The sequence below is a fragment of the Acinetobacter sp. AS23 genome (assembly GCF_023612055.1).
Taxonomy (GTDB): Bacteria; Pseudomonadota; Gammaproteobacteria; order Pseudomonadales; family Moraxellaceae; genus Acinetobacter; species Acinetobacter oleivorans.
The window spans coordinates 502,906-526,357 of sequence record NZ_CP082274.1 but is presented as its reverse complement, the minus strand read 5'-3'; the positions used below and the strand labels follow the sequence as shown (position 1 = coordinate 526,357).

20 protein-coding genes, 2 tRNA genes and 3 rRNA genes are annotated in these 23,452 nt (G+C 41.4%); 11 read left to right on the top strand and 14 right to left on the bottom strand.

The window, feature by feature from the left end; genetic code table 11:
* Nucleotides 1–32 precede the first annotated feature (32 nt).
* The 9 genes from rplM to K6I41_RS02545 all read left to right on the top strand — a co-directional run bounded on the left by rplM (nucleotide 33) and on the right by K6I41_RS02545 (nucleotide 5,533).
* Nucleotides 33–461: a 50S ribosomal protein L13 gene (rplM, locus tag K6I41_RS02585; protein ID WP_003656097.1), complete on the top strand. Its 429-nt coding sequence runs from the start codon at nucleotides 33–35 to the stop codon at nucleotides 459–461.
* A 12-nt stretch (nucleotides 462–473) separates the two neighbouring features.
* Nucleotides 474–860: a 30S ribosomal protein S9 gene (rpsI, locus tag K6I41_RS02580; RefSeq protein ID WP_002048725.1), complete on the top strand. Its 387-nt coding sequence runs from the start codon at nucleotides 474–476 to the stop codon at nucleotides 858–860.
* Nucleotides 861–1,034: 174 nt separating this feature from the next.
* Nucleotides 1,035–1,688, top strand: a complete 654-nt coding sequence (locus K6I41_RS02575) for a glutathione S-transferase N-terminal domain-containing protein (protein ID WP_005299902.1) — start codon at nucleotides 1,035–1,037, stop codon at nucleotides 1,686–1,688.
* Nucleotides 1,689–1,694: 6 nt separating this feature from the next.
* On the top strand, nucleotides 1,695–2,129 hold the full coding sequence (locus tag K6I41_RS02570) for a ClpXP protease specificity-enhancing factor (RefSeq protein WP_005299900.1): 435 nt from the start codon (nucleotides 1,695–1,697) through the stop codon (nucleotides 2,127–2,129).
* A gap of 17 nt (nucleotides 2,130–2,146) precedes the next feature.
* A complete protein-coding gene (locus K6I41_RS02565) occupies nucleotides 2,147–2,803 on the top strand; it encodes a hypothetical protein (protein ID WP_151822953.1) in 657 nt (218 codons plus the stop codon).
* 340 nt (nucleotides 2,804–3,143) lie between these two features.
* Complete coding sequence (locus tag K6I41_RS02560) at nucleotides 3,144–3,503, top strand: roadblock/LC7 domain-containing protein (protein ID WP_005299893.1); 360 nt, start codon at nucleotides 3,144–3,146, stop codon at nucleotides 3,501–3,503.
* A gap of 83 nt (nucleotides 3,504–3,586) precedes the next feature.
* Nucleotides 3,587–4,552 carry a hypothetical protein gene (locus K6I41_RS02555; RefSeq protein WP_005299889.1) on the top strand — a complete coding sequence of 322 codons (966 nt, stop codon included), beginning with the start codon at nucleotides 3,587–3,589 and terminating at the stop codon, nucleotides 4,550–4,552.
* 8 nt (nucleotides 4,553–4,560) lie between these two features.
* The gene (locus K6I41_RS02550) at nucleotides 4,561–5,121 is read left to right on the top strand and encodes a GTP-binding protein (protein WP_049838415.1); all 561 of its coding nucleotides are present in this window, start codon (nucleotides 4,561–4,563) and stop codon (nucleotides 5,119–5,121) included.
* Nucleotides 5,114–5,533, top strand: a complete 420-nt coding sequence (locus K6I41_RS02545) for a roadblock/LC7 domain-containing protein (RefSeq protein ID WP_004796294.1) — start codon at nucleotides 5,114–5,116, stop codon at nucleotides 5,531–5,533. The genes K6I41_RS02550 and K6I41_RS02545 overlap by 8 nt, the downstream gene beginning before the upstream one ends.
* Before the next feature lie 52 nt (nucleotides 5,534–5,585).
* Here the strand turns inward: K6I41_RS02545 and K6I41_RS02540 are convergent, their stop codons facing one another.
* Genes K6I41_RS02540 through K6I41_RS02515 form a run of 6 tightly spaced genes read right to left on the bottom strand, consistent with a single transcriptional unit; the run spans nucleotide 5,586 to nucleotide 13,921 of the window.
* The gene (locus K6I41_RS02540) at nucleotides 5,586–7,526 is read right to left on the bottom strand and encodes an acetyl/propionyl/methylcrotonyl-CoA carboxylase subunit alpha (RefSeq protein WP_250375144.1); all 1,941 of its coding nucleotides are present in this window, start codon (nucleotides 7,524–7,526) and stop codon (nucleotides 5,586–5,588) included.
* 18 nt (nucleotides 7,527–7,544) lie between these two features.
* Nucleotides 7,545–8,381 carry an enoyl-CoA hydratase/isomerase family protein gene (locus K6I41_RS02535; RefSeq protein ID WP_250375143.1) on the bottom strand — a complete coding sequence of 279 codons (837 nt, stop codon included), beginning with the start codon at nucleotides 8,379–8,381 and terminating at the stop codon, nucleotides 7,545–7,547.
* Between the two features lie 10 nt (nucleotides 8,382–8,391).
* A complete protein-coding gene (locus tag K6I41_RS02530) occupies nucleotides 8,392–9,549 on the bottom strand; it encodes an acyl-CoA dehydrogenase family protein (RefSeq protein WP_250375142.1) in 1,158 nt (385 codons plus the stop codon).
* Nucleotides 9,550–9,591: 42 nt separating this feature from the next.
* Nucleotides 9,592–11,205 (bottom strand): acyl-CoA carboxylase subunit beta, encoded by a 1,614-nt coding sequence (locus K6I41_RS02525; RefSeq protein ID WP_250375141.1) that lies wholly within the window; start codon nucleotides 11,203–11,205, stop codon nucleotides 9,592–9,594.
* A 2-nt stretch (nucleotides 11,206–11,207) separates the two neighbouring features.
* Nucleotides 11,208–12,095, bottom strand: coding sequence for an SDR family oxidoreductase (locus K6I41_RS02520; RefSeq protein ID WP_200029531.1), 888 nt, complete (start codon nucleotides 12,093–12,095; stop codon nucleotides 11,208–11,210).
* Nucleotides 12,096–12,115: 20 nt separating this feature from the next.
* Nucleotides 12,116–13,921: an acyclic terpene utilization AtuA family protein gene (locus K6I41_RS02515; protein WP_250375140.1), complete on the bottom strand. Its 1,806-nt coding sequence runs from the start codon at nucleotides 13,919–13,921 to the stop codon at nucleotides 12,116–12,118.
* Nucleotides 13,922–14,107: 186 nt separating this feature from the next.
* Between K6I41_RS02515 and K6I41_RS02510 the strand changes: the two genes are divergently transcribed.
* Both K6I41_RS02510 and K6I41_RS02505 read left to right on the top strand, forming a co-directional pair.
* Complete coding sequence (locus K6I41_RS02510) at nucleotides 14,108–14,707, top strand: TetR/AcrR family transcriptional regulator (RefSeq protein ID WP_250375139.1); 600 nt, start codon at nucleotides 14,108–14,110, stop codon at nucleotides 14,705–14,707.
* A complete protein-coding gene (locus K6I41_RS02505; protein WP_250375138.1) occupies nucleotides 14,704–15,204 on the top strand; it encodes a GNAT family N-acetyltransferase in 501 nt (166 codons plus the stop codon). The genes K6I41_RS02510 and K6I41_RS02505 overlap by 4 nt, the downstream gene beginning before the upstream one ends.
* Before the next feature lie 43 nt (nucleotides 15,205–15,247).
* Here K6I41_RS02505 and K6I41_RS02500 read toward each other — a convergent pair whose 3' ends face one another.
* The 8 genes from K6I41_RS02500 to K6I41_RS02465 all read right to left on the bottom strand — a co-directional run bounded on the left by K6I41_RS02500 (nucleotide 15,248) and on the right by K6I41_RS02465 (nucleotide 23,103).
* Nucleotides 15,248–16,411 (bottom strand): acyl-CoA dehydrogenase family protein, encoded by a 1,164-nt coding sequence (locus tag K6I41_RS02500; RefSeq protein WP_250375137.1) that lies wholly within the window; start codon nucleotides 16,409–16,411, stop codon nucleotides 15,248–15,250.
* 136 nt (nucleotides 16,412–16,547) lie between these two features.
* A complete protein-coding gene (locus K6I41_RS02495) occupies nucleotides 16,548–17,111 on the bottom strand; it encodes a DUF4256 domain-containing protein (protein WP_250375136.1) in 564 nt (187 codons plus the stop codon).
* 20 nt (nucleotides 17,112–17,131) lie between these two features.
* The gene (locus K6I41_RS02490; RefSeq protein ID WP_151989499.1) at nucleotides 17,132–17,482 is read right to left on the bottom strand and encodes a GFA family protein; all 351 of its coding nucleotides are present in this window, start codon (nucleotides 17,480–17,482) and stop codon (nucleotides 17,132–17,134) included.
* Nucleotides 17,483–17,759: 277 nt separating this feature from the next.
* Nucleotides 17,760–17,874: ribosomal RNA gene (gene rrf / locus K6I41_RS02485) — 5S ribosomal RNA — on the bottom strand.
* 179 nt (nucleotides 17,875–18,053) lie between these two features.
* Nucleotides 18,054–20,946: ribosomal RNA gene (locus K6I41_RS02480) — 23S ribosomal RNA — on the bottom strand.
* Between the two features lie 352 nt (nucleotides 20,947–21,298).
* Nucleotides 21,299–21,374: transfer RNA gene (locus tag K6I41_RS02475), tRNA-Ala, on the bottom strand.
* A gap of 55 nt (nucleotides 21,375–21,429) precedes the next feature.
* Nucleotides 21,430–21,506, bottom strand: a tRNA-Ile gene (locus K6I41_RS02470).
* A 59-nt stretch (nucleotides 21,507–21,565) separates the two neighbouring features.
* A 16S ribosomal RNA gene (locus K6I41_RS02465) occupies nucleotides 21,566–23,103 on the bottom strand.
* The 16S, 23S and 5S rRNA genes sit together here with 2 tRNA genes alongside, the layout of an rRNA operon.
* Nucleotides 23,104–23,452 lie beyond the last annotated feature (349 nt).

Sequence of the window (23,452 nt, the reverse complement as noted above, 5' to 3'; positions counted from 1 at the left end):
AGTCCAAACCAACTATAATAGGTAGTGGTTTAATGAAAACTCTCAGCGCTAAGCCAGCTGAAGTTCAACATGACTGGTATGTTGTTGATGCTTCTGGCAAAACTTTAGGTCGCCTTGCGACTGAAATCGCTCGTCGTTTACGCGGTAAGCACAAAACTTCTTATACTCCTCACGTTGACACTGGCGATTACATCGTTGTGATTAATGCTGAACAAGTTCAAGTGACTGGTAAAAAAGCGCTTGATAAGAAATATTATCGCCATACTGGTTTCCCTGGTGGTATCCGTGAGACTAACTTCGAGAAGTTAATTGCTCACAAGCCTGAAGCTGTTCTTGAAAAAGCAGTTAAAGGCATGTTACCAAAAGGTCCTCTTGGTTATGCAATGATCAAAAAAATGAAAGTGTACGCTGGTACTGAGCATCCGCATGCTGCTCAACAGCCACAAGTTTTGGACATCTAAGGGATACAGCACATGGCTACTAATTATGGTACAGGTCGCCGTAAGACCGCAACTGCACGTGTTTTCTTGTCTGCTGGTACAGGCAAACTCGTTATTAACAACCGTACTTTAGAGCAATATTTCGGTCGTGAAACTGCTCGTATGGTTGTTCGTCAACCTTTAGAACTTTTAGAAGTTACTGAAAAGTTTGACCTTTACATCACTGTTAAAGGTGGTGGTATCGGTGGTCAAGCTGGCGCGATCCGTCACGGTATTACTCGTGCGCTTATCGCTGCTGACGAAACTTTAAAACCTGTTCTTCGTCAAGCTGGTTTCGTTACTCGTGATGCTCGTGAAGTTGAACGTAAGAAACTTGGTTTACGTAAAGCTCGTAAGCGTCCTCAATTCTCTAAACGTTAATTCGTTTATCGAGTTGGACAAAAAGCCTTGGATTTTTCCAAGGCTTTTTTATTATGAAAATCGAACAATAAAATGCAAACTTATAAATATAAACAAACTATCTCTTTAGAACCGTGATTTCCTAGAGCATTTTTAGTATCCTAATCGATTCACTCAACCACGTCGTCTTGTGATATGTCGGTCGAAAACACCTCTATTCAGGGGATTACCCTTTACAGTCATGCTGATGATTTCCGTTCTCACTGGATTCGTTTTCTATTAGCAGAAAAGCAAATCAAATATCAATTGATCATAACTGACCATGAAGACGAAGATTTGGCAAGTTTGAATCCTTATAACCAATTGCCAATGCTGGTCGAGCAAAATCTTAAATTATTTTCAGCACCAATTATTGCTGAATATTTAGATGATCGTTATCGCCAAAGTAAGCTTTACGCAGATGCTCCAATGATGCGTGCAGAGCAGCGTCAATATATCTGGAGACTTGAAAACGACTGGTTTAAGTTAGCAGATCACATGTTAAAACATGCTGATTCTTTAAATATCGAACAAAAGCAAAAAGCTCAAAAAGAATTACGTGAAACTTTAATTTCACTTACTCCCCTATTTCAGCACTTTCCCTATTTCATGTCTGAAAATTTCACAATTTTGGACTGTATGCTTGCACCTATCTTTTTAAGATTAAATAGCATGGGAATCGATTTACCCAAACAGCATTGCCGACCGATACTTTTGTATTGTAAACGTATCTTTGAGAGACCTTCTTTTGCTAAATCAATGACGGCTCAAGAGAAAAACCGTTACAATGAACTATTAAATATGGAATAGTGTGATATGTCTGAGCAAACTATTGATTTAACCCCTACACGTCCTTATCTTGCTCGTGCAATCTATGAATGGATTTGTGATAACCAACTTACTCCTTATCTATTAGTAGATGCGACACAGCCACATACTGATGTTCCACAGCAATTTGTTAAAGATGGCCAAATCGTTTTAAATATCGTGCCTCATGCTGTTCATCAACTTATTATTGGAAATGAAGCCATTACTTTTTCTGCTCGTTTCGGGGGAGCATCAAAAGACATTTATGTACCTATTCAAGCTGTTCTAGGTATTTATGCACGTGAGAATGGACAAGGTTTATTTTTTGATCCTGAAGAATATGCCAATGTAGCGCCTGTAGAAAATACAGTAGAGTCTGAAGTACAAGAAACAATTGAAACAACATCAACTAAGAAAAAACCAACGTTAAGAATTTTAGATTAAATTTAGAGGAAGAAAGCATGGCATTTGATTTAGTCCAATACTTTGCTGAGCAGATAAAAATTCAAAAGCCTCAGCTTTTAAATCAATATCCAGTTAATGAAAAAAATAAACTGATTGATGAGGTGAATATTCTTACGCTTGGAAAACTGATTAGTTTATGGCGCCAAGATGACAATAAGATTTATCAAGAAATCAAAACTTCAGATCCACTTTATATTCAAGAAGTTGCTCGTCATTTAACAACGTCTAAGCATAATCAGTCGGCCTTAAAAAATTCGGAGCTAGAACAGAGTATTTCTGAAATTTTAACTTTGCAGTTAGCAGAACTTAACCAACTCGATGAAACAGGTGGTTTTGGGCATAATGGCTTAAAAGAATTAATTTTAGGCCAAGTAGAACATTTATCTGGTCAGGCAGAAGATTGGGTTTGGTCAACAAACCACCTAAATGAGTTAATTGGTTCTAAACCTGTGGAACAAGAAGAGCTATCATTGGATACAACAATGAAGGAGTTCAACCAAATGGTTCACCAAGCCCAACCTCATCATGACGATTTGCATATTGACGAACAAGCTACTGAGAGTTCAGTACCTACATGGTCAAAGATTATTGCCCCTGTCGTTGCTTTAGCAATTTTGGGCTATCTCTATTGTATTTACACACAACTCGTTTAGTTTAATCATTGTTATAAAAAGGGGAATTTTTTTTATTCCCCTTTTTCGATTAAAATTAAAATAATTTATTAATCAATATTGTATTAATATTCTATTACAATTACTTTAGCTAAATTTAAAAATATATAATGTAAACCTCATCTCAGTCTTAAAAGTATAATGTATAAATAATCTTATAATATTTTTTCTAATCTGACATTTTACGTCACTTCTTTCCCAAAACTGAAACCTCTCAATTTACTTGATTAATTGACTTCAAATTGTTCAGAAATATAATGAATTTTAACTACTTTTAGGAAAAAGTAGTAAATATAACTTTAGAATCCTGAGAGATAAAAACATGGCTAAACTTTCTTTAGATAGCTTAACTGAAATTGATGGTTTTATTGCTTCTGCACTTGTTGATTCAGAAAGTGGATTATCACTTGCAACACAAGGTGGTGGGGAAATTGATTTAGAATTGGCGGCTGCTGGAAATACAGAAGTAGTTCGCGCAAAGCGAAATATCGCCAATGCGTTAAAATTAAATGACAATATTGAAGACATTTTAATTACATTGGGTAAGGCTTACCACTTAATTCGACCTCTAGAAAGTAATAATAATTTATTCCTTTACTTAGTACTTGATCGTGCTAAATCGAACTTGGCTATGGCTCGTCATGAGTTAAAGTCATTTGAAAAAGAGCTAGACTTTAGCTAATTCATCTAAGATATGCTTTTTATATTTATTATAAAAAGCATATTAAAACTATTATATTAATCAATAAAACTTAATGTGATACTATGGATGGGAATTACATAAATATTGCTACTACTGGTTTAAGCTTAAAAGTTTTAGATGAATTAAAAACTTTAATCAGAAAGTTAATATCTAATGAGTATAGTATTAATTGGGTTAATATTTCTAACAGTCATATTGATCTATTATTAATTAATGAAAACTTTTTTGATTCAGATAATATTCAAAATATTCTTAAAAAGAAAAGATGTCCTTATTTAAAAATTACTAAAACTCCTTCACAAAATAGATATCAACTAGATGAACATACCCTGCATCTGCCACTAGAAAAAGTAGAATCTCTATTAGACTGGCTACAAATAAACCTAATATCTTATTTAAACCAAAAGAAGACTGTTGTAGTTTCAGATTTATCAAATGAGCTCATACTCATTGATGATAAATTTATTAGGAATTTGCACAGCCCAGAACATGCCAAACTATACCTTTTTGATGATAAAGGCACACTCGCCATTATTGATAACAGGACTCAGATGGCTTGGTTGGAACCATCACGCCAACAAACTCAAACCAATCAAAGCTTTAATTTCACTTTTGCTAAAACCTCCGACTTCACCAAAGTGTCTCGTAAAAAAAACTACTATTTGCAGGACTGGCTATGGAATTTGATTTGGCATTCACAAAACTTTGGAAATCTAGCTACAGAAGATAGATATTTTAAAATTGATCATTGGCCACAACCCTACCAAAAAGAATATAGAAAAGTGAGCCTACAACTCTCTGCTTGTTTTATACAGGGAGCAAAAATTACTGATGTGGCTAACCAGCTTAACGTATCAATTGATGATGTTTTACGCTTCGTTACTGCTTGTTTAATGGCAAATAATGGAAAGTTTATTTCTGCGAATAAATGTGCTTACGCCCCAAATTCTTATTTAGAAAATTCAAATACAGACAATCATTTTTTTAAAAATTTTATAGGGAAGATTAGACGGCGTTTTGGCCTTTAAGGGAAGTTATGATTATACAGCAATATAAAATTGTTTTTGCAGGTAGTATGGGGGCAGGTAAAACAGAAGCGATTAAGTCGCTATCTGAAATTCCAATTCTGGAAACAGAAGCATTCAACACTGATGTACAAAGCCACCAGAAAACCCAGACCACTGTAGGCATTGATTATGGTGAAATTACTTTAGATGATGGAATCAAAATCGGACTCTATGGCACCCCAGGACAAAGCCGTTTTGATTTTATATGGTCGGTCATTTGTGAAGGTGCAATCGGTGTTATTTTATTATTAGATCACAATAGTCCTAATCCGATTGATGAGCTAGAAAGCTACTTAGAAACTTTTAAAAATTATAACGATAATATTGCGATTGGTATTACTCATGTTGACGAAAATAAAGAATCGTCACTTCAACAATATCGTCATTGGATAAAAGCAAATGGACTGTCATATCCGTTGTTTTTTATTGATGCACGCGAGCAAGAACAAATTTTAATGATGGTCGAATCATTAATTGCATCACTTGAAGTCAAAGTAGGCTTAACATCTCAAGGGAATGATCATGCTTAGTATTCCAACTCAGAAACGCACCGCACCGACACAATTGCTACAGCTAGCAAAAACTGAAGCTCATAATATTTTGATGAATACGCGTGGTGTAGATTTTGTCATGATTTGCTCTTCTGATGGTTTTGAATTAGCAACAGTAAGTCATAAAAACTACCATAACACCACCAAGTTAGCAGCAGTGAGTAGCTCAATTTTGGCAATGGTCACTGCATTTTTAAAAGAGATTCAGCTCACTGGCTGTAACAATATTACTTTAGATGCAGATAATGGTAAGGCTATTCTGACGGCTATTCCAGCAACTCATCACCCAATGGTCATGGTCACGCTCAGCAATAAGGAGGTACTTTTAGGACAACTCTTGTATAGCCTAAAAAAAGCAAGTCAGTTGATTGCAGAGGCAGATGGAGAATAAATCAAGATTTCTGATCGAAAATAAAAACCGCTCAAATAGAGCGGTTTTTTAATTAAATTTGAATACTAAATAACATCTGCCGTTTTTTGACTTGCTGTCCTTGCTGCCCTAACACATCTTCAACTATACCATCCACATCAGATTTAATCTGTTGCTGGATTTTCATAGCCTCAAGCACTAATAAAGTTTGACCTTTCACGACTTGATCGCCTTTATTAACCAAAATATTTACCACAGCGCCATCCATCGGCGCACGAATATTGCCATCACCAGCGACATCAGCTATTTCAGGGGCAGCATAAGTCACATTTCGTATCGGAACATTGCCATTCTCTCGATCTAAGTAAAGCTGATCACCATCTAATACATATTGCACACGGCGACGTACACCATCAATTAAATAAACTAATTGCTCTGGCGTTCTCTCAAGAACTTCAATACAAACTGTTTGATCACAAAGCTGTGCCGTAAACGTGTTATTTACAGATGAAAGCTGCAATTGAATTTGCTGTTCATCATATTTCAACGTCAAAGGTAACGACACGCCAAGACCCGTTTGCCATGCCACAGTTCCTTTGCTTTGGCTAAATAATGCCGCAGCAATAGCTAAGGTTTCTAAAGATAGAACCTGCTTATGTAGACTGCTGTCGTTTTGAAAATGCTGTTGAATGAATGCAGTATTAGTATCACCAGCAACAACGACTGGATGGCGTAATAAATTGACCAAAAATTGTTTATTACTGTTTACACCTAGCAAAATACAATCATCTACGGCACGAGCAAGTAAGCGAATTGCATCCTCACGGGTTTTACCGTATGCGATCACTTTCGCCACCATAGGGTCATAAAAAGGGCTAACTTCATCAGTTGCCAACATACCATGATCTATTCGTACATTTGGCAATGTTGCTGGCTGCCAACGTAAGACTTGGCCTGTTTGTGGTAAGAAATCTTGACGTGGGTCTTCTGCATACAAACGCACTTCGATCGCATGTCCATGTAAGATCAATTCTTGTTGCTTTAACGGTAACTGCTCACCATTCGCGACACGTAACTGCCATTCAACCAAGTCTAATCCAGTAATGAGTTCAGTGACAGGATGCTCTACCTGTAAACGGGTATTCATTTCTAAAAAATAAAATGCACCCGATGCATCTAGCAAAAACTCAACTGTACCAGCCCCGACATAAGCACATGCTTTAGCCGCTGCTACAGCAGCCTCACCCATTTTCTGACGCAATTCAGGCGTCATGACAGGACATGGTGCTTCTTCAACAACCTTTTGGTGACGGCGTTGAATCGAACAATCACGCTCAAACAAATAAACATAATTACCGTGAGTATCACCAAAAACCTGAATTTCGACATGACGCGGAGCAATAACTGCTTTTTCTAAAATGAGCTCGCCAGAACCAAATGCATTTTCAGCTTCGGAACGTGCAGTTTGCAATGCCTCAACCAATTCGGATGCTTGCTGTACCAAACGCATTCCGCGGCCGCCGCCACCAGCAGAAGCTTTGACCATCATTGGAAAGCCAATCTGTTCTGCTTGTGCTGCTAAATATTCAAGGTCTTGACGATCACCTTCGTAACCCGGCACACAAGGAACACCTGCTTCAATCATGGCAATTTTTGAAAGGCGTTTACTGCCCATTAACTCAATTGCAGAAGCAGTAGGCCCAATAAAGGTAATCTGGTTATCGATACATGCCTGAGCAAAATCAGTATTTTCAGACAAAAAACCATAACCCGGATGCACAGCGTCCGCCCCAGTTTTTTTACATGCATCTATTATTTTGGCAATTGAAAGATAAGAGTCAGATACTTTTGAAGCACCAATATAAACAGCTTCATCCGCCTCTTGCACATGGCGAGCGTTACGGTCAACATCAGAATAAACTGAGACAGTTTGATAACCCATTGCCTTAGCAGTTTGCATGACTCGAACTGCAATTTCACCACGATTGGCAACCAGTACTTTTGAAAATTTCATTATTTTTATCCTTATCTCTTATGGCTCATCAGCCCAGTTTGGCAACCGTTTCTGGATAAAAGCCATCGTTCCCTCTTGTCCTTCAGCCCCACCAACCGCTTGGGCAAACTGCTGTGCAGCATCATCTAGTAAATCACTCAAAGGCTCATTGAGTGTTCGATGTAACAGTGCTTTAGTCACACGCGAAGCTTGAGGAGCTGCTCGTTTAATGTGTTGAATGGTTTCCTCTAGAGCTTGCTCTAATTCGATTTCATTATGTGCAATTTGATGAACCACTCCGGTACTAAGTGCTGTATGGCCCTCAAAACGCATGCCGAGTAAAGCAAGTCGGCGCGCCTGAGTCAGACCAATACGTTTCACCACAAAAGGAGCAATTTGTGCAGGAATCACACCAAGCCCTGTTTCAGGTAAACCAAACTGGGCATTGTCACGACTAATCGCAACATCGGAAACACAGGCCAAACCAAAACCACCACCTAAAACAGCACCTTCTAAAATCACTACAACCGTTTGCGGAGCAGCTTCAACTTGCTCAAGCATGGCACCAAAACGGCGGTTAAAATCAGTATAAGGTTGCAGGCTACCAACGTTAGTTGCTTCAACGCGTAAAGCAGTCATATCTTTAATATCACCACCTGCACAAAAGGTTCCGCCTTCCCCACGGATAATTACCGCACGAATTGAAAGGTCATCGCGAATGGCATTAAAGACTTGTTGAATGGCATTGACCATCTTCAAGTTCATGGCATTACGGCTCTCCGGTCGATTTAACCAGAGATATAAAATATTGCCGTCTTGTTCTAATTGAATGCTGTCATCAATATCTAAAACTTGTAGAGATGCTGAAAGTGTCATGGCTGATTCCTTATTTTTGTTTTTTTGGCAAGATATCCATAAGTTTGCAGATAATCCCCAACATAATCTCATCTGCCCCACCGCCAATAGAGCCTAAACGGCCATCACGATACAGCTGTGATGCAGGGTTATCCCACATAAAGCCGTTGCCACCCCAGTATTGCAGACAACTATCGGCAACTTCACGAGTTAAACGTCCAGCTTTAAGTTTTGCCATAGATGCCAGCTTGGTCACATCTTCACCAGCAATATGCTGTTCACACGCTTGATAGGTTAAGGCTTTAAGCGCTTCCACTTCGGTCATGAGTTCGGCAAAACGAAAATGGATATATTGGTTATTAATGAGGGGTTGACCAAAAGTGGTCCGCTCTTTTGTATAGTCGATGGTCTTTTGGATTAAATTTTCCAACCCACCAATCGCATTGGCACAAGCCCATAGGCGCTCTTCCTGAAATTGCATCATTTGCATCATGAAGCCCATGCCTTCGACACCCACTAAGTTACGCTGTGGTACACGTACATTGTCTAAATAAACCTGCGCTGTGGTCGTTGAACGCATCCCTAATTTATTAAGTGGCTCTGAAAAACTAATCCCTTTGGTTTTTGCAGGTACGATAATCATCGACTTATTAATGTGTGGTTTATCATCAGACGTATTGGCTAAAAGACAAAAGAAGTCGGCCTGCAATGAGTTTGTAATCCACATTTTGCTGCCGTTAATGACATAGTCATCGCCATCTTTTTTAGCAGTCGTTTTAATAGCAGCAACATCCGAACCAGCATGTACTTCTGATACTGCAATCGATGCCACATATTCCCCAGCAATCGCTGGTGTTAAAAATTCATCACGTAATTCTTTGCTACCAAACCGCGCCAAAGCAGGTGTTGCCATATCGGTTTGCACACCAATCGCCAAAGGTACCCCGCCACAAGCGGCATATCCAATTTCTTCTGCAACTACAAGGTTATACGAATAATCTAATGCCAAACCACCATTTTCCTCAGGCTTACAAATTCCTAATAAACCAAGATCACCCATTTTTTTAAATACATCGTGGATTGGGAACTGCCCCGCAGCTTCCCATTCTGGAATATATGGATTCAGCTCATTTTGAACAAATTGACGAGCTGTGCGGCGCAATGCTTCATGTTCGGCAGTAAATTTCATGATGTTATTCCTATTAATTTTTTTAATTGCGGTAAAGGTTGATTAAAAACGGGACACACCAAAACGAGTTGGATTTAGCTCTCGTTGCTGTGCTTCATAAATGGTTTGTAAAAGGAAAATTAATAATTTTCGAGTATCTCGCGGGTCAATAATGCCGTCGTCATGTAGCATAGCTGTATTGAAAAGCGCGGTAGATTGCTGCTCTAACTTCATGGCCGTACTTTGCTCAAGAAAATCGAGCATTTGCGGATTAGGCTCCTGACCAGAAGCTTTTTGCTTTCCTTCAGCCACAATGCGTAATACCTTTCCAGCTTGTGCAGCGCCCATTACAGCAACATGCGAATTTGGCCATGCAAAAATAAAGTCTGGCGATAAACTCCGACCACACATTGCGTAGTTACCTGCACCATATGAGCCTGCCACAACAATCGAAATTTTAGGTACAGAACAATTCGCAACAGCTTGAATCAGTTTCGAGCCATGCTTGATAATGCCATTTTGCTCGGCATCGGTTCCTACCATAAAACCTGTGGTGTTATGCAAGAACAATAATGGACGTTTGGTCTGTTCACACAGGTGTATAAACTGAGCTGCTTTCGCTGCTCCTTGAGGGGTAATCGGACCATTATTGGTGATAATGCCAATATGCAAGCCTCCAATTTTTGCCCAGCCACATACCGTTAAATCATCATATTCCTGTTTAAATTCTAGAAAATCTGAATCGTCAATAATGCGCGCAACCACTTCTTTCATGTTAAATGGTTGTTTAGGGTCATTTGGAATCACACCCAACAGTTCATCGGCATCGTAACGAGGTTCTTTATAAATCGTTTCAACTGGTTTGATTTGCTCTTTCCAGTTCAGATGTTCAAAAATTTCACGTGCAAGTCGAATACCATCAGCGTCATTTTCTGCTAAATATTCTGCTGTTCCGGCAACCTGCGAATGCATTTCTGCTCCGCCCAACTCTTCAGCTGTTGCTACTTCACCAGTCGCAGCTAAAAGTAAAGGTGGACCTGCAAGAAGCATTTCGGTTTGTTTGCGTACAGCAATGACATAATCGGAAAGACCGGGTTGATAAGCTCCTCCTGCTGTTGCATTACCATGAACAACTGCAAGCTGTGGAATACCTGCCGCTGAAAGACGTGCCTGATTGGCAAAAGTCATACCGCCATAGGTAAATACTTCAGCAGCATAATTAAGATTAGCGCCACCACTTTCGGTCAGCGTAATCAGCGGGAGTTTTTGTTCTAAGGCAATTTTTTGTAGACGTAAGGTTTTCTGCACACCCATGGGTGACATAGTCCCACCTTTAATTGCACTATTACTTGCAGAGACTAAACAACGCACACCACTGACAAAACCAATCCCAGCAATTACACTACCACCAGCTTCGGAGCCATCCTTATCATCATGCATGTTGTAGCCAACCAAACCGCATAGTTCGATAAAAGGCGAATCAGCATCGAGCAATAACCGCACCCGCTCATGCGGCAGAATCTTGCCCTTTTTATCGAATTTCGGTTTGGCAACATATGATTTATCAATGCTTTTTTGCTGAATTGCACGGACTTCACTCAGTTGAGTAAGCAATGCCTCTTTATTCTTTTGATACTGTTCACTACCAACAGCAATTTCGGATTGGAGAATAGTCACTGTTATTCCTCCTCAGCCTCAGTTTTTTTCTGAAAAATTTCAGGAATAAACGCGCGATGGAAACCATTATAAGACTGACTATTTGTCGCCTCAGCTAGTGGATACATGCGTGTCCCTTGTGATGCAGCACCATCAATACGTAACGTCACACCAGAAACAAAAGCTGCAGCATCAGATAGTAAATAACAAATCGCCGATGAGACTTCCGACTCTGTTCCCATACGTTTTAGCGGTACATTGCCAGCAAGACTTGGAATAATTACTTTGGCAAAATCCCCGCTATAATTATCCATACCGGATGACACAATCCATCCTGGTGCAACCGCATTTACACGAACGCCAGATTTGCCCCACTCAACCGATGCTGTTTTAGTTAAGTTATCAACCCCTGAACGCGCCGCCCCTGAATGTCCCATCCCCGGCATGCCGCCCCACATATCAGCAGTCATATTGACAATACTGCCACCATGTTTTGCCATCCATTGGTTATAAGCTTCACGCATTAAATAGAAAGTTGCGTGTAAATTATTACGCACGACTGCATCGAAACCATTTGCTGAGATATTCTCTAAAGCTGATGGAAACTGACCACCCGCATTATTTACAAGACCATCGAGCTTGCCAAATTTCTCTATCACTTCGGCAATCATATTTTTCACTTGTTCTTCTTCACGGTTATCACAAACAATGAAATGAATCTGACCACCATCTTCTATAATTTCTTGGCTTACTTTCTCTAATTTCTCAATTTTGCGTCCTGTAATCACCACTTGAGCACCAAGAGCAGCAAGCTCATGTGCAGTACAACGACCAATTCCTGAGCCTCCACCTGTCACAATAATGACTTTATTAGCAAAAGCATCTGGTCTAAAAATTGATTGATAACTCATCTTTGTTTCATCCATTCATTTTATTTTTCTAAAAGATGTGCCGGAACTTTTACAGGCATATCCAATAATTGTTGTGCAAATGCTTTACCTTGTGGGTCGATACGTAAGCTTGCAACACCGCCGCCGCCCAAGGCATTCTCCAACATAAAATTCAGTGCATTTAAACCCGGTAACTCATAACGAATTACTCGCCCTTTCTCTGCATCCAAGACATGCTGCATATAACTTGCAACCGTCTGTTCAGTCAGTGCTGCACGAATCCATGGTAAATATTCTGCTTTACGCGCAATCACACCGATATTGCTATGATTGCCTTTATCACCACTGCGGGCATGCGCAATTTCAATCAAAGGAACTTCAATTTCATTCCCTTGATAAACAGCACTTTCACCCGCTGCTAAAGTATTGAATTGCTCTGTAGAAGTGTCCCGAGGAATCTCAACCAGATAGCGGCTCCCATCAAAATCGATTTCGACATTGATCTGATTTTTATCAATTAAAAATGAAAATAATTTAATCACTGGAGATGCTTTTGGTCGACCTCCAACAATTCCTGCTAAGGCTGGAGCCATGCCTGTAGAGGCCTGAGCAATTTCAGATGCAAAGAACATACATGCCTCTTTAAACATGTGTTTTACAGCTATTTTGACCACAACTTCACGACTATTTAAAGCCTGAGCATGTGCTCCATAAGTACTTTCAATACCTAAGATTTCAACCGACTTTTCACTAAATGGCGGCACCGAACGCATTGCTAAAACACGTTCGCACTTAGTCAAAATCGCATCGGTAATGACTTGTGCTTTTTGTGGTGCTTCACGGCCTGCTATGAGGAAACTGACTAAAACCCGATAACCATCTGGATAAGTCGCACTGACTTTATATTGTGTAGTCGGTGCTTGTCCTTTTGCACCCGTCACACGAACTCGATGCTCCCCGACTTGTTCTAAATGCACCTGACTAAAATCAGCAATTACATCGGGTAGTAAATATGCTTGAGGATTGCCAATTTCATACACAATTTGCTCAGCAACCGTGGCGGTAGAAACCAGACCACCTGTCCCTTGTGGTTTGGTCACAACGAATGAACCATCTTCACTCACTTCAACCACTGGAAACCCCATGTTGTCGAAGCCTTGTACCAATTGCCAATCGGTAAAATTACCGCCTGTACATTGCGCACCACATTCAATGACATGACCTGCCAAGGAACCTTGTGCCAACTTATCGTAGTCATCTAAAGACCATTGATATTCATGAAGTAAAGGGGCAAGCACCACTGCCGAATCAACTACTCGACCAGTAATCACAATATCTGCGCCTAAATTTAAAGCATCGCGAATAGCCACCGCACCTAAATAAGCATTACTGCTTGCCACCTGTTCTGGCAAAGCTTCACCGCTAAACATTTCCTGAATATTTTGCTGTTTGAGTTGTTCATGCTGCGCTAAAAGATCATCGCCTAAAACCACGGCAACTTTCAGATCTAGACCATATTCTTTAATTATTTTTTGCAAGGCATCTCGACACGCCAATGGATTAACACCACCAGCATTACTAATCACCTTAATCTTTTTCTCTGCAATTTTTTTAAGTAGAGGTGCCATCACTCGGCTGACAAAATCTAAAGCGTAACCATGTTTTGGTTCCACCATCTTCGCTTTTGCCATAATCGACATGGTGATCTCTGACAAATAATCAAAAACCAAATAATTAATATCGGTTAGATGTATTAATTGGAAAGCGGCAGTATTGGTGTCTCCCCAAAATCCTGAAGCACAACCTATTTTCACGACACGCTCATCATCCTGTTGATTACTTGCCATCTTATTTCTCATTATTTTGTTTAAAAATTACACTCAACATTACCAAGCAAGCGCTTGGTTTGTAAAGAGCAAAATGTTATTGTGAAATTGACCAAAACTGCCAAACTCGACAGCTCAGCTAAAACATGATGAGATTTGGCAAACTTTTCTGTTAAGTATTTTTTATATAAAGGATTCGGCTTTCGCATGATTGCTACTTCAATTGAACAGATTCCAAATATCTCTTGCTTTGACGATAGCCCACGTGGTCGTTTATTACGAGGGGCGGCCTATTTATTTCACAAGCAAGGCTATGATAAAACCACCGTACGCGAACTTGCTCAATTTATTGGAATCCAGTCGGGAAGCTTATTCCACCACTTTAAAAGTAAAGATGACATCCTCGCTCACGTGATGGAGGAAACCATTATTTACAATCTTGCTCGTTTACAAGATGCGGCAGCTCAATCTACCGATCCAGAACAACAACTCCGTGCTCTTATTAAATCTGAACTCATTTCAATTACTGGAGATACAGGTGCAGCAATGGCTGTTTTGGTTTATGAGTGGTTTGCCCTATCAAAAGAAAAACAAGATTATCTTTTAAAAATGCGTAATGAATATGAGCAAATCTGGTTAGATGTGATTGAAAAATTACGTATTCAAGACAAGATAAAGCATGATGCCTTTATTTGGCGAAGATTAGTTGGGGGTGCAATTTCGTGGACCGTAACTTGGTATAAAGCTGAGGGTAAAGTCAAAATTGATGAGTTAACCGAAATGGTCTGGGAGATGACATTAAAATGAGTCTAGTCTATTTACGTAAACCCAAGAAAAATGACCTTGCAGAAATTAAAGAAGCTTATGCACGTAGTGTTCAATTACATCAACCGTGGACATATCCACCAGCTGACTTTCAAACATATTTAGAACAAGAGCATCGCTATTTTGTCTGCTTAATCCATAGCCATTCAATTGCTGGAACATTTAATATTTCAAATATTATACGCGGTCACTTTCATTCAGCCTATTTAGGTTATGAAGCATTTCATCCCTATCAAGGTCATGGCTATATGACGCAAGGCCTCAAATTATTACTCAATGAAGCATTCAAAAATTTAAATTTACATAGGTTAGAAGCGAATATACAACCTGACAATATTGCCTCTATTCAATTAGTGGCCCACGCTGGTTTCATTAAAGAAGGTTTTTCTCGGCAATATCTTCGAATTGGAGGAAAAACATGGAAAGATCATGAACGTTGGGCAATTTTAAATGAGAAATGGATAGAACCATCTCAGTAAACTCTGAATGAGATGGTTTATACAAGCAAAACCTACTCTAAAATTAATAACCTAACTGCTTACTAATCAAATCTTTCATAATTTCTTCAGCACCGCCACCAATCATATTGACCTTCACCTCACGGTAAATACGTTCCGACTTGGTACCTCGCATAAAGCCCATGCCACCTAATGTTTGCACAGCTGCATCAGCACAAAATTGCATAGCGCGAGTCGCAACATTTTTCAGCATCGAAATTTGAGCTACTAACTCAGGTCCTTGTAACTTCGGCTGAGTCATTTTCCATGCAGTTTCTTCAAGCAATGCCCGTGTTGAGGTCAATTGTGTTGCCATATCTACCAATTTATGACGAACCACTTGATGATCAATTAATCGCTTACCAAAAGTTTTCCGTTGTTGCGCCCACTCTAAAGCTTCTTCGTAACAGACTAATGCATACCCATAAGCCACTACTCCCAAGAAGAACCGCTCCATATTAAAGTTATTCATAATAACTTTAAAACCGGCATTTTCTTTGCCAAGTAAATTTGATGTAGGTACTCGTACTTGATCAAAATGCAAATGAGCTGTATCAGAAGCCCACCATCCCATTTTCTTTAAAGGTGTTTTAGTAATTCCTTCATTGTGCGCATCAACGAGCAACATTGAAATACCTTCTGCACCTGTTTTAGTTGGGTCTGTACGCACTGCAACTGTATAGTAATCTGCACGAATTCCCGATGTGATAAACGTTTTCTCACCCGAGACAATATAGTAATCACCATCACGAACAGCTTTAGCCTGTAATGCAGCGACATCCGAGCCACCACTAGGTTCTGTAATAGCTAAAGCAGAAATTTTTTCACCGGAAATAATACCTGGCAGGACTCTAGCCTTTAACTCCTCACTTCCAAAGTGCTGAATGGGAGGGGCGCCAATTGTGTGCACCATAAGTGAGGTATGTACCCCCCCAGAACCCGCCTTTGCCATTTCAATACCAGCCAGTAATGAATAGAACGGATCTGCATCAGGAATACCACCATATTCTTCAGAAAAACCTAGCCCTAATAGGCCAATTTCAGCAGCCTTTCTATAAAGCTCTCTAGGAAATGTCTCAGCCTCATCCCATTCATTCACAAAAGGTGCCATTTCTTTTTGTACAAATCGGCGAACATTATCAGCAAAAGCAATGTGTTGTTCATTATAGTAAATTGGGTTGAGTTGCATGTTTAAAAATGTCCTTATGTTTTTATTTAATTCCTAAACATATCTTGTCATGTTTACAGTCAATCAAAAGTTGCAAGAATCTCCATTTTCTTGGCATAAAACATCAAACAGAATTATTTTTATTTATGTACAACGCCTATACTCTTAAGCAGCAACGAAAACCACGAACAGCATAATAAGACTGTGCTCCATTATGATAAATGAATACCCGACCATAACGTCGGTCAGCAAAAATAGCTCCATCTAACCGCCGAATCGCATCTGGGGTTTTGAGCCAACTTGATGTTTTAAGATCAAATTCCCCTAACTTTTGCAATTCATGGTACTGCTCTTCTGTGAGAAGCTCAGCTCCCATTTCTTTAGCCACATCGATTGCACTATTTTTTGGAGGATGATCTTTTCTAGCCTCCAAAGCCTCTCGATCATAACAAAGACTTCTACGGCCTTTTGGACTCTCAGGAGAGCAATCGACAAATAAATATTCATCCTTCTGTTGATCAGAAGAGACAACGTCAGGCTCTCCTCCAGTATTTTCCATTTCTTGCAATGACCATAATTTTTCAGGCGATTCTAATAATTTAGCTCGGACATTTGTCCAATCAATTTCTTTATGGCGATGTGTGTTCTTTTCAAATCTCTTCTTTAATAGTTCAAGCAGTGAATCTAATTGTGTTGGAGTTAATTGTTTTTTAGTTGTCATTGAATAAATCCTTATAATTATTAAACTGAACGTCCATCAAAATAATTTATTTTTATTTTATCTAAGTCAATGTCATCTATACATCGAACATTAATCGCCAATATAGAATTACCTTGGGGATCTATACCTTGAGCATAGGGATGAATACCGCAATTTTTACAGAAATGATGATTAATCACATGCTTGTTAAAAGTGTAATTCGCTAAAATATCAGGAGAATTTAAAGTAACTGTAACTTGATTAGTGGGTAGGAACCAAAGTAAAGACCCTTTCTTTTGGCAGATCGAGCAATTACAAGATAAGGCTTCTGTTAGCTCACCTTCTGCGACAAACTTTACCTGACCACAATGACAACTTCCTTGATATTTCATTGTTCTTACTCTTTATAATTTTCATCCTATTTACTTTTCCAGTTTAAAGAATAAGTTTCCATATAAAAATGTAATCGAGCTACTTAATATTGATTTAGAAGATGTCGGTCTTGCAGCCATTTCTAACTTAGAACGGGCTCGAAATTTCTTTATATAAAAAGGACTCATATAGAGTCCTTTTTTATGGGTCTTATTGCATCTAAATTAAACAATCTGATTCAATTCATGCATAAAGAAACACCCCGGTTTCTTTCGAGACCGGGGTGTTAGAATAATGAGCTGGCGATGACTTACTCTCACATGGGAAACCCCACACTACCATCAGCGCTAAGAGGTTTCACTTCTGAGTTCGGGAAGGGATCAGGTGGTTCACTCTTGCTATGGTCGCCAGCACAACTGGTATGGATACTTGCATTGGTCTTAATGTGCCGATGCGTTTTCCAAATCTTTACAGATGGGCTGATTGAATCTTACTTTATTTGTTCATTTTAGCTAAGCGTATAACTAAATCAAGTTGCTTTGCATATTAATGAATCGATTGATGCTTTATATACAACTGCTTGGGTGTTGTATAGTCAAGCCTCACGAGCAATTAGTATTGGTCAGCTTCACATATCACTATGCTTCCACATCCAACCTATCAACGTCCTAGTCTCGAACGGCTCTTTAGAGGACATAAAGTCCTAGGGAAATCTTATCTTGAGGTAGGCTTCCCGCTTAGATGCTTTCAGCGGTTATCCCTTCCGAACATAGCTACCCGGCGATGCGACTGGCGTCACAACCGGTACACCAGAGGTTCGTCCACTCTGGTCCTCTCGTACTAGGAGCAGATCCTCTCAAATTTCCAGCGCCCACGGTAGATAGGGACCGAACTGTCTCACGACGTTCTAAACCCAGCTCGCGTACCTCTTTAAATGGCGAACAGCCATACCCTTGGGACCTGCTTCAGCCCCAGGATGAGATGAGCCGACATCGAGGTGCCAAACACCGCCGTCGATATGAACTCTTGGGCGGTATCAGCCTGTTATCCCCAGAGTACCTTTTATCCGTTGAGCGATGGCCCTTCCATACAGAACCACCGGATCACTAAGACCTACTTTCGTACCTGCTCGACTTGTGGGTCTCGCAGTTAAGCGCGCTTTTGCCTTTATACTCTACGCGTGATTTCCGACCACGCTGAGCGCACCTTCGTACTCCTCCGTTACTCTTTAGGAGGAGACCGCCCCAGTCAAACTACCCACCAGACATGGTCCTCGCCCCGGATTACGGGGCAGAGTTAGAACCTCAACATTACCAGGGTGGTATTTCAAGGACGGCTCCATTGGAACTAGCGTTCCAACTTCAAAGCCTCCCACCTATCCTACACAAGTAAGGTCAAAGTTCAATGTCAAGCTGCAGTAAAGGTTCACGGGGTCTTTCCGTCTAGCCGCGGGTACACTGCATCTTCACAGCGATTTCGATTTCACTGAGCCTCTGCTGGAGACAGCGCCGCCATCATTATGCCATTCGTGCAGGTCGGAACTTACCCGACAAGGAATTTCGCTACCTTAGGACCGTTATAGTTACGGCCGCCGTTTACTGGGGCTTCGATCAAGAGCTTCGCTTACGCTAACCCCATCAATTAACCTTCCAGCACCGGGCAGGCATCACACCCTATACGTCCACTTTCGTGTTTGCAGAGTGCTATGTTTTTAATAAACAGTTGCAGCGGCCTGGTTTCTGTGGCTGCCAATAGCTCAGACCGCAAGGGTCATCACCGTCAGCAGCGTACCTTCTCCCGAAGTTACGGTACCATTTTGCCTAGTTCCTTCAGCAGAGTTCTCTCAAGCGCCTTGGTCTACTCGACCTGACCACCTGTGTCGGTTTCGGGTACGATTCCTGTGTAACTGAAGCTTAGAGACTTTTCCTGGAAGCATGGTATCAGCCACTTCGCTGTACAAGTACAGCTTGCTATCAGATCTCAGCATAGAGCACCCCGGATTTGCCTAAGATGCATGCCTACTTCCTTCCACCTGGACAACCAACGCCAGGCTGACTTAACCTTCTCCGTCCTCTCATCGCATTACACAGAAGTATTGGAATATTAACCAATTTCCCATCGACTACGCCTTTCGGCCTCGCCTTAGGGGTCGACTCACCCAGCCCCGATTAACGTTGGACTGGAACCCTTGGTCTTTCGGCGAACGGGTTTTTCACCCGTTTTGTCGTTACTCACGTCAGCATTCGCACTTCTGATACCTCCAGCATACTTCTCAATACACCTTCATCGGCTTACAGAACGCTCCCCTACCACTTGACTAAAAGTCAAATCCGCAGCTTCGGCACATAGTTTTAGCCCCGTTACATCTTCCGCGCAGGCCGACTCGACTAGTGAGCTATTACGCTTTCTTTAAAGGGTGGCTGCTTCTAAGCCAACCTCCTAGCTGTCTATGCCTTCCCACATCGTTTCCCACTTAACTATGATTTTGGGGCCTTAGCTGGCGGTCTGGATTGTTTTCCTCTTGACTACGGACGTTAGCACCCGCAGTCTGTCTCCCGGATAGTACTCATAGGTATTCGGAGTTTGCATCGGTTTGGTAAGTCGGGATGACCCCCTAGCCGAAACAGTGCTCTACCCCCTATGGTATTCGTCCGAGGCGCTACCTAAATAGCTTTCGGGGAGAACCAGCTATCACCAGGCTTGATTAGCCTTTCACCCCTATCCACAAGTCATCCCCTGGCTTTTCAACGACAGTGGGTTCGGTCCTCCAGTTAGTGTTACCCAACCTTCAACCTGCTCATGGATAGATCGCCTGGTTTCGGGTCTATACCCAGCAACTAAACGCCCTATTAAGACTCGATTTCTCTACGGCTCCCCTATACGGTTAACCTCGCTACTGAATATAAGTCGCTGACCCATTATACAAAAGGTACGCAGTCACCGAACAAGTCGGCTCCCACTGCTTGTATGCATGCGGTTTCAGGATCTATTTCACTCCCCTCACAGGGGTTCTTTTCGCCTTTCCCTCACGGTACTGGTTCACTATCGGTCAGTCAGGAGTATTTAGCCTTGGAGGATGGTCCCCCCATATTCAGACAAGGTTTCACGTGCCTCGCCCTACTCGTCATCATTATGTGTGCCCTTTCGTGTACGGGAATATCACCCTCTACGTTCGCACTTCCCAGAGCGTTCCACTAAAACACACATAACTTAATGGGCTGATCCCCGTTCGCTCGCCGCTACTAAGGGAATCTCAATTGATTTCTTTTCCTAAGGGTACTGAGATGTTTCACTTCCCCTCGTTCGCCTTGCAACACTATGTATTCATGTTGCAATACCTACCTTAAAGTAGGTGGGTTCCCCCATTCAGAAATCTCCGGATCAAAGGATATTTGCCGCCTCCCCGGAGCTTATCGCAGGCTATTACGTCTTTCATCGCCTCTGACTGCCAAGGCATCCACCACATGCACTTAATTACTTGACTATACAACCCCAAACAGTCGTCAACACTTACAAGTGAGTGTTGTCCGTGCGATTCTTCATCGCTACTATCTGTTGTCCGTGTACTTAAACACTGTACAGCTTCAATCTAAATTCATATACCAAAACGCTTGATTCAGTTAATTTGCTAGTTCTCAATTCATCTAGATTAATTGCTTAATCTAAACTCTTGAGTGAACAATTTATTTCAGACTCAATTTTGCCAATCTGTTAATGAATAAACACGCCTTCGTCAGGTCATGCTTAATACCGTGATACTTAAATCACAGAAGTTAATAAACCAAGATCTAAATCTCTATTTACTAATTTCTGTAATCCGAACTTCTCTTAAGTTCTGGTGGAGACTAGGAGAGTCGAACTCCTGACCTCCTGCGTGCAAAGCAGGCGCTCTACCAACTAAGCTAAGTCCCCAGCTTACATCATCAGTCATGTATCTTTTATCTATAACTTCAACCAGTCAAAGTCATGGTGGGTCTGACAAGACTTGAACTTGTGACCCCACGCTTATCAAGCGTGTGCTCTAACCAACTGAGCTACAGACCCTCAGATACATCTATGAAGAACAACTTGTTGTGGATTCTTACCAATCGTCAATCTTTCGTTAAGGAGGTGATCCAGCCGCAGGTTCCCCTACGGCTACCTTGTTACGACTTCACCCCAGTCATCGGCCACACCGTGGTAACCGCCCTCTTTGCAGTTAGGCTAGCTACTTCTGGTGCAACAAACTCCCATGGTGTGACGGGCGGTGTGTACAAGGCCCGGGAACGTATTCACCGCGGCATTCTGATCCGCGATTACTAGCGATTCCGACTTCATGGAGTCGAGTTGCAGACTCCAATCCGGACTACGATCGGCTTTTTGAGATTAGCATCCTATCGCTAGGTAGCAACCCTTTGTACCGACCATTGTAGCACGTGTGTAGCCCTGGCCGTAAGGGCCATGATGACTTGACGTCGTCCCCGCCTTCCTCCAGTTTGTCACTGGCAGTATCCTTAAAGTTCCCGACATTACTCGCTGGCAAATAAGGAAAAGGGTTGCGCTCGTTGCGGGACTTAACCCAACATCTCACGACACGAGCTGACGACAGCCATGCAGCACCTGTATGTAAGTTCCCGAAGGCACCAATCCATCTCTGGAAAGTTCTTACTATGTCAAGGCCAGGTAAGGTTCTTCGCGTTGCATCGAATTAAACCACATGCTCCACCGCTTGTGCGGGCCCCCGTCAATTCATTTGAGTTTTAGTCTTGCGACCGTACTCCCCAGGCGGTCTACTTATCGCGTTAGCTGCGCCACTAAAGCCTCAAAGGCCCCAACGGCTAGTAGACATCGTTTACGGCATGGACTACCAGGGTATCTAATCCTGTTTGCTCCCCATGCTTTCGCACCTCAGCGTCAGTGTTAGGCCAGATGGCTGCCTTCGCCATCGGTATTCCTCCAGATCTCTACGCATTTCACCGCTACACCTGGAATTCTACCATCCTCTCCCACACTCTAGCTAACCAGTATCGAATGCAATTCCCAAGTTAAGCTCGGGGATTTCACATTTGACTTAATTAGCCGCCTACGCGCGCTTTACGCCCAGTAAATCCGATTAACGCTTGCACCCTCTGTATTACCGCGGCTGCTGGCACAGAGTTAGCCGGTGCTTATTCTGCGAGTAACGTCCACTATCCCTAGGTATTAACTAGAGTAGCCTCCTCCTCGCTTAAAGTGCTTTACAACCATAAGGCCTTCTTCACACACGCGGCATGGCTGGATCAGGCTTCCGCCCATTGTCCAATATTCCCCACTGCTGCCTCCCGTAGGAGTCTGGGCCGTGTCTCAGTCCCAGTGTGGCGGATCATCCTCTCAGACCCGCTACAGATCGTCGCCTTGGTAGGCCTTTACCCCACCAACTAGCTAATCCGACTTAGGCTCATCTATTAGCGCAAGGTCCGAAGATCCCCTGCTTTCTCCCGTAGGACGTATGCGGTATTAGCATTCCTTTCGAAATGTTGTCCCCCACTAATAGGCAGATTCCTAAGCATTACTCACCCGTCCGCCGCTAAGTGATAGTGCAAGCACCATCACCCCGCTCGACTTGCATGTGTTAAGCCTGCCGCCAGCGTTCAATCTGAGCCATGATCAAACTCTTCAGTTAAAAATCATTTTGCACCTTATTAAAGACAAGGTGCCAATTCTGGCTCATCAATTTTCTGACTTAAATTTCGCTCAAATAAACTTCGAGTAATTTAAACCAATCAATCAATGATAATATTTCGATCAATCAATCAGTAAAAATCCACACAAGTTGTTCTTCAATTCTCTTAATGATCTTCTTCCTGGTTCGTCACCAGCAAGCTAGGTCGGCTATATTACTCTTAATCTCTTAAAAGTCAACAGGTAATTTCGATATTTTTAAAACTTAATCTCAAAACCAACTTCTCATCAAATTCATCACTTAAAGTAACCAATCTAATTCCAAGTAACTGTTTTTCAACAAGTTCTTA